Origin of the sequence: Pseudofrankia coriaricola, assembly GCF_032027725.1 — a bacterium.
Taxonomy (GTDB): Bacteria; Actinomycetota; Actinomycetes; order Frankiales; family Frankiaceae; genus Pseudofrankia.
Window position 1 is genome coordinate 40,333 of sequence record NZ_JASNFO010000013.1, and the last position, 17,294, is coordinate 57,626.

At 72.9% G+C, this 17,294-nt stretch carries 9 protein-coding genes; 5 read left to right on the forward strand and 4 right to left on the reverse strand.

Features of this window, described 5'->3' with window-relative positions; all coding sequences use genetic code 11:
* Positions 1 to 435 precede the first annotated feature (435 nt).
* Positions 436 to 1,068 (forward strand): nucleotidyltransferase family protein, encoded by a 633-nt coding sequence (locus QOZ89_RS08550; RefSeq protein ID WP_241842442.1) that lies wholly within the window; start codon positions 436 to 438, stop codon positions 1,066 to 1,068.
* 127 nt (positions 1,069 to 1,195) lie between these two features.
* Here QOZ89_RS08550 and QOZ89_RS08555 read toward each other — a convergent pair whose 3' ends face one another.
* Positions 1,196 to 1,444 (reverse strand): DUF6158 family protein, encoded by a 249-nt coding sequence (locus QOZ89_RS08555; protein WP_071054452.1) that lies wholly within the window; start codon positions 1,442 to 1,444, stop codon positions 1,196 to 1,198.
* Positions 1,445 to 2,525: 1,081 nt separating this feature from the next.
* Here QOZ89_RS08555 and QOZ89_RS08560 point away from each other — a divergent pair.
* Entirely contained in the window at positions 2,526 to 4,886 is a 2,361-nt protein-coding gene (locus QOZ89_RS08560) for an Hsp70 family protein (RefSeq protein ID WP_071054450.1), read from the forward strand.
* A 527-nt stretch (positions 4,887 to 5,413) separates the two neighbouring features.
* Positions 5,414 to 8,821 carry a pyruvate carboxylase gene (locus tag QOZ89_RS08565; RefSeq protein WP_312623476.1) on the forward strand — a complete coding sequence of 1,136 codons (3,408 nt, stop codon included), beginning with the start codon at positions 5,414 to 5,416 and terminating at the stop codon, positions 8,819 to 8,821.
* Between the two features lie 146 nt (positions 8,822 to 8,967).
* Here the strand turns inward: QOZ89_RS08565 and QOZ89_RS08570 are convergent, their stop codons facing one another.
* Together QOZ89_RS08570 and QOZ89_RS08575 are read right to left on the reverse strand one after the other, a co-directional pair.
* Positions 8,968 to 11,613 (reverse strand): ArnT family glycosyltransferase, encoded by a 2,646-nt coding sequence (locus QOZ89_RS08570; protein ID WP_312623478.1) that lies wholly within the window; start codon positions 11,611 to 11,613, stop codon positions 8,968 to 8,970.
* Between the two features lie 375 nt (positions 11,614 to 11,988).
* Complete coding sequence (locus QOZ89_RS08575; RefSeq protein WP_397428706.1) at positions 11,989 to 12,606, reverse strand: DinB family protein; 618 nt, start codon at positions 12,604 to 12,606, stop codon at positions 11,989 to 11,991.
* Between the two features lie 297 nt (positions 12,607 to 12,903).
* On the opposite strand from QOZ89_RS08575, the gene QOZ89_RS08580 reads away from it, so the two are divergent.
* Both QOZ89_RS08580 and QOZ89_RS08585 read left to right on the forward strand, forming a co-directional pair.
* Positions 12,904 to 13,650 carry a response regulator transcription factor gene (locus QOZ89_RS08580; protein ID WP_071054446.1) on the forward strand — a complete coding sequence of 249 codons (747 nt, stop codon included), beginning with the start codon at positions 12,904 to 12,906 and terminating at the stop codon, positions 13,648 to 13,650.
* A gap of 676 nt (positions 13,651 to 14,326) precedes the next feature.
* Entirely contained in the window at positions 14,327 to 14,713 is a 387-nt protein-coding gene (locus QOZ89_RS08585) for a response regulator transcription factor (RefSeq protein WP_071054444.1), read from the forward strand.
* Positions 14,714 to 14,822: 109 nt separating this feature from the next.
* On the opposite strand, the gene QOZ89_RS08590 is transcribed toward QOZ89_RS08585, so the two are convergent.
* Positions 14,823 to 17,291 carry an FtsX-like permease family protein gene (locus QOZ89_RS08590; RefSeq protein ID WP_312623479.1) on the reverse strand — a complete coding sequence of 823 codons (2,469 nt, stop codon included), beginning with the start codon at positions 17,289 to 17,291 and terminating at the stop codon, positions 14,823 to 14,825.
* Positions 17,292 to 17,294: the final 3 nt, after the last annotated feature.

Genomic DNA, 17,294 nt, shown 5'->3' on the forward strand with positions numbered 1-17,294 from the left:
CGCCATCGCATCGTCAGCCTGGGTGTCTCAAGGGTTGCGCGCCCACCCGGTGCGCGCATCCGTCTCCACACCGAAGCCGCCAAATTTGGGCTATCGCCCAACAGTAGCGAGGCATCCCGGCATGAGCGGAGATATCCGCGTTTCGGGGCGGCCGTCGGCATGGAACGCCTGCCGCGCGTCCGGACAAAGGCCACGCTAGCGGCGGCCAGGATCCCACTCCCTCGACGGCCGGCCTGGCACGCCGATCGGCGCCCGGACGCAGGGCCAGGCGTTCCTCTGCCCAGCCCGCGATCAGAGGCACTCGAGCCGGGGCGGGGGAGGACGACGATCACCTGGCCGGAACGTGCGCCAACCGGGGCCGCGAGGATGGTGCCGAGGTAAGAACCACGTGTGCGGGTAGCGGGGCTTTTGTTGGCGGCGGGAGCCGGCCGACGCATGGGGACGCCCAAGGGGTTGCTGACGGTGGACGGCGAGCCGCTGGTGGCGCGAGGCGTCCGCCTGCTCGCCGCCGGCGGCTGCTCGCCGCTGACGGTGACGGTCGGGGCGGCGGCCGAGGAGGTCGCCGCCGCCCTGGACGGCGCGGGCGCCACCGACGGCGGCCCGCCGGCCGCCTCGTCCCCGGAGGAGGCGGTGCCGACGCGGGTCGTCCGGGTGGCCGACTGGCCCGAGGGCATGGGTGCATCGCTGCGCGCGGGCCTCGCCGCGCTCACGGCGGACGACCTGGCCGGGGTGGTCGTCGCGCTCGTCGACCAGCCACTCGTCAGCCCCGCGCTCATCCGCCGCCTCATCGACGCGGCACACACAGATCTGGATGGTCCGGACAGACAGCCACAGCTGGCGGCGGTCGTCGCCAGCTATGCGGGCCAGCCACGGACCCCGGTGCTGCTTCGTCGCGAGATCTGGCCGGACGTCGCCCGGCTGGCCCGCGGTGACGTCGGCGCCCGCGCCTGGCTACGCGCCAACCCGGACCGCGTACTCCAGGTGCCTTGCGAGGACGTCGGGAGCCCGGACGACATCGACACCCCCGCCGACCTGATCCGCCTGAAAGACGCCGGGCGCCAGGTCTAGTGCTTCTGAGGCGGGGACCTCCGGAGGTGCGAAGGAGGAGCATTTTCGCACCTCCTTCGGCAGTGCTTCTGGGACGTGGGCCTCCGGAGGTGCGAAGGAGGAGCATTTTCGCACCTCCTTTGGCCCGCTACGCGGGAAGGCCCGCCGCGCGGCGGCGGCCCGCACGGGTGCGGCGCGGGTCAGGGCTGACGGCGTCCGGGAAGCGGCGCAGGTACTCGCGCTCCAGCTCCATCATCCGCCGGGTGTGCGTCTCGAATGCGTCCTCACTACCTTCGAGGAACGTCGCATGTCGGGTTCGGTGCAGTTGACGCACTTCGCGAACCAGAGCCGCGTCGGACAGCTCGCGGCCAGGGATGCCGTCTGGGCGGTGGCTCATACCGCGGACGTACCCGCTCGCCCATCCACCAACCTTCCCGCCAGCGCCTTCACCCACCGGCGTCTGAGCCGATCAACCGTTCGGCACTGGCACTCTGGGGTCTGGGGGTCTGGGTGTCCTGGTGTCAGAGCGGTTCCGGCGTGGGGATGGGCGGGACGGGAATGTCGGGGCCCGGTACTGGCGGCGGGTACGGATCCGGCATCGGGGACGGCGGGACCGGGTCGGGATCGGGGGCCGGCGGCTGGGGGTCCGGGATCGGCGCCGGAGGAATCGGTTCGCCGGGGCCCGGCGTCGGACCGGGCGACGGCGGCGGCATCACCGAGCGGTGCGAACGCGGTGATCCCGCCCGCACCGCCCAGACCACTCGCACAGCCCGGGTCGCGAACGTCGTGCGGCTTGGGAGCGTTGTGGGGCTCATCTCGGCCTCCTTCACGGCACCTACTCAGCGTGCCCGTACCACCACCGCGCTGTCTCACACATGCCACCGAACGGAGTGAGATATGACGCCTCGGTCGGTCGCGCCCCCTTCCTCGGCAGGCTCGGCAGGCTCGGGGCCGGTAGTCGGCGGCGGCGACGGCCCGGGCTCGGGTTCCGCCGGATCGGCGAGACACGGGGATCCAGCCGGCGGGTCGACGACCACCCCGACCCCGCCGCCGGCGGAGCTCCAACGGAAACCGGCCAGGCGGATCGACGGGGAAGGCGCGTTCGGTAAACGCTGGCACAAATCGGCCACGTTGAGCGAGATGATCAACACGGGAGAGGGGCGGCTACCCGCGCGAAGGGGCCCACGAGGCACTCGGCTAGGATCGATCGGACAAGTCGACCGCTTGGCGATGATGCCGGCCGGCGACCACGGGGCCACCCGTAGCGGATGGTGGGCCGGCCTTGTGCCGGCGATGGGTGAAGGTCGGACCGGCGAAGCCGATCCGGGAGGAGCCCGAACCGCGACGGGTTGGAGGGCACACAGCGGCCCGGAGCGGATGGCGCGCTGATACCAGGCGGCAGACGCGACGGGTCACCGGTATTTGTTCGATCACCGGCGGCTCGCTCGCGAGGCCCGGCAAGACAGACGGAGGGCGCGGTGGGTGAGCCGATCCTCGCGATCGACTACGGCACCTTCCGAGCGTCCGCGGCATACGTGGTCGACGGTCAGGTCGAGCTGGTCAGGGAGTCCGCCAGCGGAGCGGTGTCCTGGCCCTCGTCGGTGTTCGCGGACGGCGAGAACCTGATCGTCGGCACGCTCGCCGAGCGTCGCAAGCGGATCTGGCCCGCGGCATACCGCGGCGAGGTCAAACGGGACCTGCGCCGTGAGGCCCCGGTGGTGCTCGACGGGCGGACCTACCCGCCGGCCAGGCTGGTCACCGCGACGATGGCCGCGCTGAAGTCCGAGGCGGAGGCCCAGCTCGGCGGGGCGCTGCCGCGCGCCGTCGTCACCATCCCCGCGGTGTACGACCCCGCCGGCCCGCTGCGCCGACTCATGATCGGCGCGGCCGAGGCCGCCGGTTTCGTCGACGTCGACCTGCTCGCCGAGCCGGTCGCGGCCGCATGGGCGCCGCTCGGCGCGGGCCGCCCGCACCCCGGCGACCTGATGCTCGTCTACGACCTCGGCGGCGGCACATTCGACGCGGCGCTGATCGCGGTCGGCTCGTCCGGCCGGCACGAGGTGATCGGCCACTCCTCGCTCTACGACTGCGGCGGACGCGACCTCGACCAGCTGCTCTTCGACGAGATCCTCGGCATCCACGGCCCGAGCCTCGAGCCGCTGCTCAACCCGACGGGCCCGGGCGAGGTGTTCCAGACCGCCGCGCGGCGCACCCGCCACGAGCTGATCGATTTTGCCCGCCAGCTCAAGCACCAGCTCACCGACGTGCCGATGGTCGAGGACGTGTTCGGCCCCGCCGGGCTGCTCGTCGGCATCGACCGTGAGCGCTTCGTCCAGCTCGCCTCGCCGACGCTGGCCCGCACGATGGCCTGCTGCCAGCACCTGCTCGACGCCGCCGACGTCCCGGCGGAGAAGTTGGGCGGGGTGCTGCTCGTCGGCGGCGGCTCGCGGATGCCGGTGGTCGCGGACATCCTGTCCGGGAAGCTGGGCGTCGCCACCGACTGGCCGCCCCAGGAGCTGTTCGTCCCGTTGGAGCCGGAACTCGCGGTCGTGCGCGGCGCGGCGGCCTGGGCCGCCTCGGTCTCCACCCGGCGCACGGTCGCGGCCAGGCCCAGCCCGGTCGTCCAGCCGGCCCGCTGGGAGATCCCCGGCGGCACCGCGACGATGGTCCGCTGGCTCGCCGAGCCCGGCGCACGGTTCGAGGCGGGCACCGTGCTCGCCCGGGTGCGCCTGACCGACGGCTCGCTGTTCGACCTGGCCGCGGAGGCCTCCGGCAGCCTGCTGCACACGCACGCCAGGCCGGGCACGTCCATCACCGAGCATGACTGGATCGCCACCACCCTGCCGACCTCGCCCATACCGCTCGGCCAGTCGCGCGGCAACGGTGGCGGTGGCGCCGACCTGCGCGGCGGCGCGACGATCGAGCGCTCGCACCGGCCGGCGCACCTCGTCGAGGTCAGCTTGCGGGCAACCCTGACCGGCCACGAGCGCGACGTGACAAGCTGCGGGTTCTCTCCCGACGGCCGGCTGCTGGCCACCACCAGCAAGGACGGCATCCAGCTCTGGGACGTGAACACCGGGCGGTCGGTGGACGAGCTGGCCGTTCCCGGCCGCAAGAGCTCGATCCCGAACAGTTGCGCGTTCTCCCCGGACGGCAAGCTGATCGCCATCACCGGCAGCGACAAGACGATCCGGATCTTCGACGTCGCGACCAGGGCCGAGACGGCGGCGTTCTCCGGCCACAAGGGCCCCGTCTACGGCGTCGCGTTCTCCCCCGACGGCACCCTGCTGGCCACCACCAGCACCGACCGGACCGTCAAGCTGTGGGGTGTCTCGACCGGCAAGCAGATCGCCTCCCTCACCGGCGACCACCGCGGCTCGATCTACGGCTGCGCGTTCTCGCCCGACGGGCGGCTGCTGGTCTCGGCCGGCGCCGAGGCAATCTTCCTGTGGGACGTCGCGCTCGGCGAGAGCATCATGAAGGTGCCCGGGCACACGAACTTCGCGAACGGGTGCGCGTTCTCGCCCGACGGCCTGCTGCTGGCCACCACCAGCAACGACGGCACCCGGGTGACCGACGTCCCGACCGGCACGACGACGATGACGCTCGGCGGTTCGGCGCAGAGCTGCGCGTTCTCCCCCGACGGCCAGCTGCTCGCGACCGCGAGCACCGACGACGTCGCCCGCCTGTGGGACGTCAGCACCGGGGTCGAGGTCGCGACGCTGTCCGGTCACAGCGGCACCGTCATGAGCTGCGCGTTCGCCCCGTTCGGCCTGCTGCTCGCGACGACGAGCACAGACGCCACGGCCCGCCTCTGGGAGATCATCTACACCCGTTAGTGATCCTGGGGGCAACGGCCGCCGGGCGTGCGAAGGAAGATCATTTTCGCACGCCCTTTGGCCATCTAGTGATCCTGGGGACAACGGCCGCCGGGCGTGCGAAGGAAGATCATTTTCGCACGCCCTTTGGCCCTCTAGTGATCCTGGGGACAACGGCCGCCGGGCGTGCGAAGGAAGATCATTTTCGCACGCCTTTTGGCCCTCTAGACGCCCTCGCCTGAGCGCCCTCGCCAGTGGTGGCAGGGCTGAGCGAGCCGCGTGCCGCGGGCGTGCGCGCGGCGCTTGACCGGTTGCGGGCGGATGGCCGATCGTTGACCCTCCGATGGCCAGGTCTCGACGCCCGAACCCTCTCTGTGTCCCGATGACTACGTGGTGTGTCGCTCCGCTGTGGTGAGTCACCCCACGTTGCCCTGGTCCCCCCTCCCAGAGCCCGCCAGAATGGACCGCTAACCGCAGGTTCCCCGTCCGTCTGTCCGACGCTGGTGCCCACACGGCGCCGGAGACGCTAAGCCCGGTGAGGAGCACGCGTGCACAAGGTCCTGGTCGCCAATCGCAGTGAGATCGCGGTACGGGTGTCTCGTGCGGCCCATGAGCTGGGTTTGCGGACGGTCGCGGTGTACACGCCCGAGGATGTTTCGTCGCTGCATCGGACGAAGGCCGACGAGGCGTACGAGCTGGGCGAGCCCGGGCATCCGGTGCGGGGCTACCTGGACATCGACGAGTTGCTGCGGGTCGCGAAGCACGCGGAGGCGGATGCGCTGCATCCGGGGTATGGGTTTCTGTCGGAATCCGCGGCGCTCGCGGAGGCGTGCGCGACGGCGGGGATCACGTTCGTCGGGCCGCCGCCGGCGGTGCTGCGGCTGACGGGGGACAAGGTCGCGGCGCGGAACGCGGCGATCACGGCGGGGTTGCCGGTGTTGCGGGCGTCGGTGCCGCTGCCGGATGGGGCTGGTGCGCTGGCGGCGGCGGAGGAGGTTGGTTTCCCGCTGTTCGTGAAGGCGTCGGCGGGTGGTGGTGGGCGGGGTCTGCGGCGGGTGGCGCGGGCGGCGGACCTGGCGGATGCGGTGGGCTCGGCGGTGCGGGAAGCGGCGGCGGCGTTCGGTGACGGGACGGTGTTCCTGGAGCAGGCGGTGGACCGTCCGCGTCACATCGAGGTGCAGGTCCTCGGGGATGCGACCGGGGCGGTGATCCATCTGTTTGAGCGGGACTGTTCGGTGCAGCGCCGTCATCAGAAGGTCGTGGAGATCGCGCCGGCGCCGCGGCTGGATCCGGCGGTGCGCGACGGGTTGTGCGACGCGGCGGTGCGGTTCGCCCGGCATGTGGGCTATGTGAACGCGGGGACGGTGGAGTTCCTGGTCGGGGCGGATGGCCGGTACACGTTCATGGAGATGAACCCGCGGATCCAGGTCGAGCACACGGTGACCGAGGAGGTCACCGGTGTGGATCTGGTGGGTGCGCAGCTGCGGATCGCCGCGGGAGACACGTTGGCGGATCTGAACCTGCCCCAGGAGGCGGTCACGATCCGCGGCGCGGCGATCCAGTGCCGGGTGACGACGGAGGATCCGGCGCAGGACTTCCGTCCGGACACCGGTCGGATCTCCTACTACCAGTCGCCGGGCGGTCCGGGGGTGCGCCTGGATGGTGCGACCTACTCCGGCGCCGAGGTCAGCCCGTATTTCGACTCGTTGCTGGTGAAACTGACGTGTCGGGGCGGCACGGTGGAGAAGGCGTCGCGGCGGGCGCGCCGGGCGTTGCGGGAGTTCCGGATCCGCGGGGTACGGACCAACATCGAGTTCCTGTCCCGGCTGCTCGCCGACGAGGCGTTCCTGGCCGGTGGGGTGACGACGTCCTTCATCGACGAGCGGCCGTGGCTTTTGGCCGGTGACGGTGGCACCGACAAGACCAGCCGGATGCTGGCCCGTCTCGCGCACGCGACGGTCAACGGCCACAGGCGGCCGGCCGGCGCGGCGTTCACCGACCCGCGCCGGCTGCTACCCGCGCTGGAGGCGGCTGACGGGCCGGGCGAGTCCGACGGGCCGGATGGGCTGGTGGCGGGGTCGCGTCAGCTGCTCGCCGAGGTCGGCCCCGCCGGGTGGGCGTCCCGGCTGCGGGCGCGGACGACACTCGCGGTGACGGACACGACGTTGCGTGACGCCCACCAGTCGCTGCTGGCGACCCGGCTGCGCAGCTTCGACATCCTGGCCGCCGCCCCGGCGTTCGCCCGCCTCACCCCGAACCTGCTCAGTCTGGAGTGCTGGGGCGGGGCGACCTACGACGTGGCGTTGCGGTTCCTGTCCGAGGACCCGTGGGACCGGCTCGCCGCGCTGCGCGAGGCCGCGCCGAACATCTGCCTGCAGATGCTGCTACGCGGCCGTAATGCCGTCGGCTACACCCCCTACCCCGACGAGATGGTCCAGACGTTCGTCCAGGAGGCCGCGGCGACCGGGATCGACCTGTTCCGCATCTTCGACGCGCTCAACGACATCGAGCAGATGCGCCCCGCCATCGACGCCGTCGTCCAGGACACGGCGGCGATCGCCGAGGGCACCCTGTGCTACACCGGCGACCTCACCGACCCGGGCGAGCGGATCTACACCCTCGACTACTACCTGCGCCTCGCCGAGCAGCTCGTCGGTGCTGGCGTGCACGTGCTCGCGATCAAGGATATGGCCGGTCTGCTGCGCCCCCCGGCCGCGACCCGGCTGGTCACGGCGCTGCGGGAACGCTTCGACGTGCCGGTCCACCTGCACACCCACGACACCGCCGGCGGCCAGCTCGCGACCCTGCTCGCCGCGGCGAACGCCGGCGTCGACGCGGTGGATGCGGCGGCGGCGCCGATGTCGGGCGGCACCAGCCAACCGAACATGTCCGCGCTGGTCGCCGCGACCGACCACACCCCGCGGGCCACTGGCATCCCGCTCGCGGCGCTCTCGGCGCTGGAGGCCTACTGGGAGGCGGTCCGCGACCTGTACGCGCCGTTCGAGGCCGGTCTGCGGGCACCGACGGGGGCTGTGTATCGCCATGAGATCCCCGGCGGCCAGCTGACGAACCTGCGCCAACAGGCCATCTCCCTCGGCCTCGGTGACCGCTGGTCGGAGGTGACCGAGTGCTACGCGATCGCGAACGAGCTCCTCGGCAAACCCATCAAGGTCACCCCGACGAGCAAGGTCGTCGGCGACCTCGCCCTGTTCATCGCCGGCGGCAACATCGACCCGAAGACCCTGCGCACCGAACCGGAGAAGTTCGACCTGCCCGCGAGCGTGCTGGGCTACCTGGCCGGTGAGCTCGGCACCCCACCCGCCGGCTTCGCCGAGCCCTTCCGCGAGCGCGCCCTCGCCGGCCGTCGCCCCGCCCCGCCCGCGGTCGACCTCGCCCCCGATGACCAAGCCGCGCTTGCCGGCCAGGACCGCCGGGCCGCGCTGTCGCGGCTGCTGTTCCCCGGCCCGTGGCGCGACTACACCAAAGCCGTCGAACTCTACGGCGACAGCTCCGTCATCCCAACCGAGGCCTTCCTCTACGGCCTGCTACCCGGCGAGCCCGCCAGCGTCTTCCTGGAACCGGGTGTCGAGATCATCGTCGAGCTGGAGACGATCGGCGAACCGGACCGCGCCGGGATCCGCACCCTGTACCTGCGCGTCAACGGCCAGCCCCGACCGGTCCGAGTCCGCGACGAGTCGATCACCTCGGTCTCCGCCGCCGCCCGCCGCGCCGACCCGAACAACCCCGGCCACATCGGCGCCGGCCTGCCCGGCATCGTCACCTACACCGTCAAGGCCGGCGACACCATCGAAAAGGGCGACCGCCTCGCCGTCATCGAGGCCATGAAAATGGAAGCCGCCGTCACCAGCCCGGTGGCCGGCACCATCACCGAACTCACCCACACGACCGGCGACTCCGTCGAAGTCGGCGACCTCCTCGCCACCATCCAACCCTGACCCACGGGCCGCGGCCCACAGCCCGCGGGTCGCGGCCCACGGGTCGCGGCCCGTGGGCCCGGCGGCCCGAGCCGCCGCCACCCACACGATCTGGTGGAACCGGAAATTCTTTCGGCGGCCAACTCCGAAGCGGAATTGAGCTTTCCTCAGGTCACTGTCGTTCCACCGTTGACCGCACCATCACCGTTGTCCGTTGCCTCACCGGCGACGGCGGTCAGGTCGTAGATGCTGACGCCGCCGACCGTGGTGGGCGTGAAATTCTCCTGGACCCAGGCGGTGATCGCGGAAGCCTGCTGACTACCGCCGTTTCCGCGGCCGGAAAGCCCGCCACCGATGAAGTAGTGAATCTTTCCTTCGGCGACGTACTTCTGGAACTGCGCGAGTGTGGGCGACGGGTCGGTGCCGTTGAAGCCGCCGATCGCCATGACCGGCTCGTCGGCCGCCAGCTGGTACCCGGCGGCATTGTTCGAGCCGACGGCGGCCGCGGCCCAGGTGTACGCGGAGCTGTTCTGCCTCAGCAACGCCACCAGGTCCGCGCCCGGGTCCGTCGCGCCGAGCAGGCCGCCCATGCCGCCACCCTGACCACCAGTACCGCCCTGGCCGCCGGGGAGGCTGGGCGTCCCACCGCCGAAACCACGGCCGAGTCCGCCACCGGGCATCGTTCCGCCCTGCCACGGGAAGCCGCCCTGGCCCTGCTGCCCCTGTCCCTGGCCCTGGCCTAGTCGGCCCTGGCCACCGGGGAAGCCGCCGGCGGCGGGACGGGCGTTGCCCCCACCGGCCGACGGGCCCGCGCTCGGGAGCGCTCCCGTATGCGGCGAGTCCGCGGTCGCCAGGGCATAGCTGGTCGGGCCGAGCAGGCAGCCGGCCAGAGCCAGGCCCGCGACGGCGAGGCCCGCGCGGGCCGGCAGCCGGGACACGCCCAGGAGCAGTACCGCGCCCGCGAGCCCCACCACGAGCACGGCGGGGCGCAGCCACTCGTGCCAGCCGGCGGTACGGTCGAGCAGATGGGCGCACCACCACGCCGTGAGGGCCGTGACAGCGGCGAGCGTGACGGCGGCCGCCGGGTGCTCGCGACGCTCCCAGAGCGCGACCGACCCCATGCCGACCAGCGCGCCGATCGCCGGGGCCAGCGCGACCGTGTAGTAAGGATGGAAGATCCCCTGCATCTCGCTGAACACGATGCCCGTCACCAGCAGCCAGCCGCCCCACACCAGGAACGCCGCGCGCGCCCGGTCGGTGCGCGGAGTCCATCGCGGCTGGCGGACCGGCTCCTGGCCGGTTGCTGAGTGCGTCGCGGAAGGCGCCCAGGACGGCTGGCCCGGCGGCTCATGGTCGGCCGCGGACGGCATCGGCGACGGAGTTGCCCAGAGCTGCCGGCGGGCGGGCTCCGCGCCGCCCGACCAGAACGGCATGACCCGCGACGTCACCCACAGACCGGCGACGAGCAGCGCGAGCGCGGCCGGCAGCAGCCAGGCGACCTGGCCGCCGATCTCGGTGTTGAACATCCGGCCCCAGCCGGTCTGGCCCCAGCCGCCGCCGGCCGTCGGCGGCCCGAACACCCGTCCGGCCGCGGCCCCGGCGCCGCCACCCCCGCCGCCGGGGCCACCGCCCACGCTGCCTGTCTCGTCGCCGGTCAGCCGGCCGAAGCCGTTGTAGCCGAGGGTGAGCTCCAGGATGCTGTTGTGCTGGGAGCCGCCGATGTACGGGCGGGCGGAGGCTGGGACGAGCTCCACGACGGCGATGTACCAGCCGGCCGACGCGACCAGCGCGAGGCCGGAGAGCAGTACGTCACGCACCCGCCGGCCGATCCCCGTCGGCGCCGCGACCAGGTACACCACCGCGAGCACCGGCACGATCAGGAATGCCTGCAGCATCTTGGTCAGGAAGCCGAACCCGACCAGCACGCCGGCGAGCGCGAGCCAGCGCGCGCTCGCCCGTTCGACGGCCCGCAGCGTCGCGTACGCCGCGCCGATGAGCAGCAGCACCAGCAGTGCGTCCGGGTTGTTGAACCGGAACATCAGCACGGCCACCGGCGTCGTCGCGAGGACGAGCCCGGCGATCAGGCCGGCGGCCGGGCTGAAGGCCCGCCGGACGGTCGCGTACAGCAGCCCGACGGAGGCGACGCCGCACAGCGCCTCCGGCACCAGAATGCTCCACGAGCTCAGGCCGAAGATCCGCACCGACAGGCTCATCAGCCACATCGCGACCGGCGGCTTGTCGACGGTGATCGAGTTACCGGCGTCCGAGGACCCGTAGAAGAGCGCCTTCCAGCTCTGCCCGCCGGCCTGGGCCGCCGCCGAGTAGAAGGCGTTCGCCCACCCGGACCGGCCCAGCCCCCACAGGTAGAGCACCGCCGTCGCCGCCAGCAGCACGAGCAACGCCGGTCGGGCCCACCGCGGGTCGTCCGCCGGTCCCCTGGCCACCCGCGCGAGCCGCCCGCGCCATCCCGGGCCGCCGTCTCCCGGGCCGCCGTCTCCCGGGCCGCCGTCTCCCGGGCCGCCGTCCGCCGGGCCGCCGTCCGCCGGGCCGCCGTACGGCCCTGCCAGACCGGCCAGGTCCGCGGCTCCCGGCTGGCCGACCGGCTCGCGCGGACCAGCCGGCGCGGGCGGAGCGGCCACGGCGATGGTCCCTGCCGCGCCCACCGCGGCAGGGACGCTCTTGGACGTGCCAAACGTGCCGGCCGCGGCAGTCGGGCCGGTCGCGGCGCCGACGGCCTCGGCGTCGTCAGGGACGGCTCGCTGCCCCGGCAGGTCCGCCGCGGTGGCGCGCGACACCGGCTCGTGCGTTGTCATGTGTTCAGGGTCGCCGGGGCGTCTGTGGTTTTCCTGAACGGGTTCCTAAACGCTGCCAGCAGCCAGCGGGCCGCGGCGTGCTGGCAATCGGCCCCAGGGCGTCGCCCTTGCCGGTCCCGCGCGCGACGCTGCTCCATGATCTGGTGGAATTTTTCCGAGCTATAGGTCGAATACTCCACCAGATCATCGGATCGGGTCCGCCGGGCGCGGAGGCTCAGCGCCTCCCGAGATCCGCGTAAGCCGAGACGCGGAGTCCACTGATTCGCGCGCCGCCCGCCGCCGGGCATGCGCCGCCTGGCATGCGCCGCGCGCCGCCGGGCGTGGCCGCCGGGCCGAGGGGGCTGGGCCGCGTTCGCGAATCAGCCCGGGATGGGATCAGCCCATGGTGCGGGCGCCGTCCAGGGACTCGCGGATGATGTCGGCGTGGCCGGCGTGCTGGGAGGTCTCCGCGATGAGGTGCAGGAGCACGCGGCGGGCCGACCAGCTCGCGCCCGGCTCGAACCAGGGCGCCTCCGGCAGCGGATGGCCGGCCCCGAGGTCCGGGATGCCGGCGACGATCTCCTCCGTACGCCGGGCGACCTCCTCGTAGCGCGCCAGGACGCCGGCGAGCGTCTCACCCTCCACCAGGCGGAACTCCGCCTCACGCTCACTGAAGCCGTTCGCGAACGCCTCCCCGCCGCGAACCACGAAGTCCATCCACCTCCGCTCGGTGAGGGCGACGTGCTTGACCAGCCCGCCGAGGGTCAGCTCACTCACCGTGGTGCGGGCGGCGGCCTGCTCGTCGGTCAGGTCCTTGGTGGTGAAGCGCAGGAAGAACCGGTGGCGCGCCAGTGTCTCCAGCAGGTCGGTGTGCTCGCCGGTGAGCGCGGGAGCGCCGGCGCCGGCCTCGCTGGCCGCCGCCGCGGCCTCGCCGGCGTTGGCCGGGGCCTCCGCACCAGGCTCGAGGGTTGCGGTGTCGGTGGCCGAGCTCGTGGTGGTGATGATCGCCGTCATCGTCGATGGTCCTTCCTGCGCGGCTGTCAGGGGATGACGTTCGATGCCGCGGGGTCCCGCCTTCCGGGGCCTGGCGGTGGATCCGCCGCCGTCGTCCGTCGGATTCGACGCTAGAAGCGATAGCGGCCAGATCTCGTCCGCAATGGCCGCGGATTTCCCGGACCCGGGCGTCGGGCCGGCGCGCTCTTCCGCGTGTCGGTACCCCTGGGCCGGTTTCCGCGCTCCGTCGCCGACGAGACATATATCCGCGCAAGGGCGGCCGCCACGTCGGCGCGATCGTGCGCTTAGGGTTAGACGGTGGCCATCCGCGTACTGCTCGCCGAGGACGATGCGCTGCTACGGCATGGCCTCGCGACGCTGATCGAGCGGACCGACGGAGTGGAGCTGGTCGGCGCCGTCACGGACCGGCCGTCGGTGGAGCAGGCCGTCCGCGAGCTGTCCCCGGACGTCGTCGTCACGGATATCCGGATGCCGCCGACGCGGACCGACGAGGGCATCCAGGTCGCCGCCTGGCTACGCCGGGAGCACCCGGGTGTCGGCGTCGTCGTGCTCAGCCAGTTCGCCGAGGCCACCTACGCGCTCGCGCTGTTGGAAGGCGGCTCGGCCGGGCGTGCCTACCTGCTCAAGGAACGCGTCGCCGGGCTGGACGAGCTGCTGCGGGCGATCCGCGCGGTGGCGGCCGGCGAGTCGGTGATCGACCCGGCTGTCGTCGAGGGCCTCGTCGCCGCCAACACCAGGCGCACCCATTCCGAGCTCGACCGGCTGACCCCGCGGGAGCGTGAGGTGCTCAGCCACATGGCCCAGGGCTGGAGCAACGCGGCGATCGCCGCGAGCCTGGTGCTCTCGGAGCGCGCGGTCGAGAAGCACAGTAACTCGATCTTCGCCAAGCTGGGCCTGACCGACGAACCGGACCTGAACCGCCGCGTCAAGGCGGTCCTGCTTTACCTCCACTCGGGCCAGCAGAACGCCGCGGGCACGCCCGACGGCTCGCCGACCACCCGCCAGGCCCGCCCAGGCGCCGGCCGCGCACCCCGCGGCGGCTGAGAAACAACCACGACTCCCAAGGCCAACGCCAGCCACCTCTGACACCCACCGCTATCGACGCCCGCCGTCTCAGTCACCTCAAGGTCTTGGTCGTCCAGAGGCAGCCGGGATGTGACGTCCTCCTGATAACCGGCAAGCGCGACTCAGCCATCACGACCCTGGACGTCCAGCGACAGACAGGAATGTCATGTCGTACCGGTACCAGCAAACGCAACTCGACCACAAATAGTGACGGCGCATCAGCGCTACGTCAACGCAACCATCTCGTCGGTCCCGACTGGTCGGACCACCCTCATCTGCCTCGGCCCGGAACCACGTTGGGAGCAGGGTCCCTGCCGGATCGGCGACAGGGTTCCTGCCGGCTCGCGAAGCGATCTGGGAGGTAAGCGATCTGGGAGGTCAGGCTCAGCGCCCGACAGACATCCCATGGGCTTGGATGTCCAGCCACAGCTGGTGACGGCGCATTGGCGCAATACCTACCCAGCCACCTCGTCAGCCCGGTCCCAGCCAGACCACCGCCATATGCCAGGGCCCGGAACCACGCGGGGAGGGCGCCCAGCGCCCGACACGGGGCGAGCGCGTCCAGCGTCTCGCCCCGGCAGGGGGGTTAGCCACACCCTGCGACGTGGGTGGTCGCATCCTGGGTTAGAACGGGACAGGCGGACACACTGGATTCATGACCTCCCCCTCCGCCGTCTCGGTCCTTGTCGTGGACGACCAGCGACCCTTTCGCATGGCGGTACGCGCCGTTGTCCGGCGCGCGCCGGGATTCGTCCTGGCCGGCGAGGCGGACACGGGCGAGGCTGGCGTCGCCGCCGCCGAGTCGCTGCGCCCAGACCTCGTCCTGATGGATGTGAACCTGCCCGGCATCGACGGTGTCGCCGCCGGCAGCCGGATCCGCGACGCCGACCCGCACACCGTCGTGGTTCTCTGTTCCACCTACGGCAAGACCGATCTTCCGGCGACCGTCGCCACCAGCGGCATGGACTACCTCCACAAGGCGGACCTCGCGCCCGCCGTCCTGCGCGCTCTCTGGGAACGCCGCACCTCCGACGACGACTAGCCACCCACCGCCGGTCGGCGGCACGCGCCCAGCCGCCTCAGGAAGGTCGCGGAGGTTCCGGTACCGGCCGACGGGGTGGCGGCATCGCGCGGCGCTGGGCGACCGCGGCCTAACCGGATCGCGAGTGGACCGAGGGCCGCAGCCAGGCGTTGCGCGGGGCCGGGATGAGCGCCGCGAGAGCTCCGATGACCAGGGCCACCGGCGGCAGCGCCAGCAGCAGCAGGCCCGGGACCGCGACGTCGCCCCCGACGCCGGTGGCGCTCGCGATCTCCCACCACACCAGGCGCCCGACACCGAGGCCGAGGGGAATCCCGACGCCGACCGCGCCGAGCGCCGTCACGCAGGCCGCCGTCACCGAGGCCGCGGCCGTCTGCGCCGGGGTGCTCCCGAGCGTGCGCAGTACGCCGGCCTCGCCGGCGCGCCGGCGCCAGCTCGTCGTCACCGAGTGGACCAGCGCGATGGCCGCGAGGCCGCCGAGCACGATCTCGAGCACCTCGGGCAGCCTGCCGATGCCGCCGAGGTTCGCGACCTCCGTCGGCGGCTGCCGGGGCGCCACCTCGTACTCGTCGCCGAGGTCCCCGACGAGCGACGACACCGGCACGCCGTCGGCGGCGGTGACCAGGCCGTCCCACCAGGGAGCCGTCCGCTGGGTCTGCTCGAGCACGCCTGGTTCGAGCAGCAAGTTGTCGCCGAGTCGTTCCCCGCCGACCGGCGGCCCGAGCCCGACGCCCACCACGGTGACCCGCGCCCCGTGGTCGCCACCCGGCCTGGGCGCCAGGTCGAGGACGTCACCGACCTCGACGCCCAGGTCCCGGGCGGCATGCGTCCCGACCACCACCTCACCCGGGCCGCGGCCGAGCCGCCCGGAGAGAATCGTCCAACGCTGCTCACCGGTAGACGAATGGACGGCGTACGCGGTGACCTCGACGCAGCCGGGACCCGGCCTCGCCGCGGGCGCCGCCTGGATCCGCCGGCTGGGGCTGTCATCGGCGGTACCCGTCGCGCCGCAGTTGTCGCCCGCGAGCACCGTCGAGCGGGCGACCAGGCTGACGGCGGCTATCCAGGGGTCCACCTTCAGCCGCGCGACGATGTCCGGCCGGGCGTCGAGGAGGTCGAGGTCGGCCGTCCAGCCGTAGCGGTTGGGATCTCTCATCAGCCGATCGACGCCGTGCGCGACCGTCGCCGCGGCCACCAGCGCCGCGACCGAGATCATGGCGGTGATGACGGAGGGACGGCGGCCCGACGACGGCCGGTGCCCGGTGAGCGCGAACCGCGCGCCCACCCACAGCCAGGCCGGGCCCACCCAGGCCGGCCCGGGACGCGGCCAGCCGGCGCGCACCGGGCCGGCGGCGCGCGCGGCCCCGGCGGCGGCCCGGCCGCGGCCCGCACGCGCGGCCGACCAGCCCGCGAACGCCAGGACGAGACCGACGGCGCCCACCGCGGTGATCCCCGCGATCGCGAGGTTGGGCGCGTAGCCAGGATGGGGCTCAAGGTCGGCCACCGGGCCGATCGGCTCCAGCCGCCCGGCGAGCAGCGGCCCCATCGCGGCGACCAGCCCGGCGAGCGCCGCCGCCGGGACGGCCGCGAGTACCCGCGCCGCCGCCCTTCCGGCCGGTGTCACGCCGAGCACGGCCTCGATCCGCTGCTCCGTCACGCGCGCGTAGTGGTGTCGCGCGAACGCCACCGCCGCGGTGGCGAGCCCGGTCACCCCGACGACGACGGCGAACGCCACCAGGCCGGTCAGCAGCACCCGGGTCGTGGCCCCGACGCGGGCGTCCGAGTCGGTCGCCGGATGGTTCACCTCGAGAATCGGGAACTCGGCCGCCTGGGGGTCCTGCTCGTCACCGGCCGCCGCGGCGGCGCGGGCGAGCGCCGCGTCGGCACGCGCCACCGCGTCCGGAGCCGGCACCAGCTTGATCATGACGGTGATGCCGACGGCGGCGAGGTCCTGGGCGACGGCGGGCGAGACCAGCAGCGGTGTCTGCTGGGCCGTCGCGCCAGCCATCCGGACGAGGCCGGTCACCCGCACCGTTATCCGTGGCCCGTGCGGCATCCCGAAGCCGGTGTCGAAGCTGAAGAAGTCCTCCCTGGTCAGCGTCCGCAAGGTCAGGACATCGTCGACCCCGACCCCGAGCGACCTGGCCGTTCGCTCGTCGAGAACCGCCTCCGCCGCGGTCGGGTCGTAGTCCCGGCCCTTCACGACGACCGGGGTGTAGACGCCTACCTCCGAGCCGACCGGGTGGCCGGCGAGCATTCCGAGGTACACGACTCCCGGCCGGTTCTCCACCCGGGCCGCGGACCCCGCGGTGATCCAGACGGACCGCAGGCCGGGAACCACCGACGCGGCCCTGGCCGCGAGCCCCGGTCCGCCGGGCACTGTGATCTGCAGGTCCGGCACCGCCGTCGCGCGTTCGAGCCGGGCGGGGGCGGTCCCGGTGCGCCGGGTCAGCGCGGCCGCGCCGCCGACGACCGCGCCGACCAGTCCTACGAGCAGTCCGAGCGCGACCAGGCTGAGCCAGCGACGCCGCAGCTGCCCGAGGGCGATCATGCGGACGGCGCCGAACACCGGGGCTGCCATGTC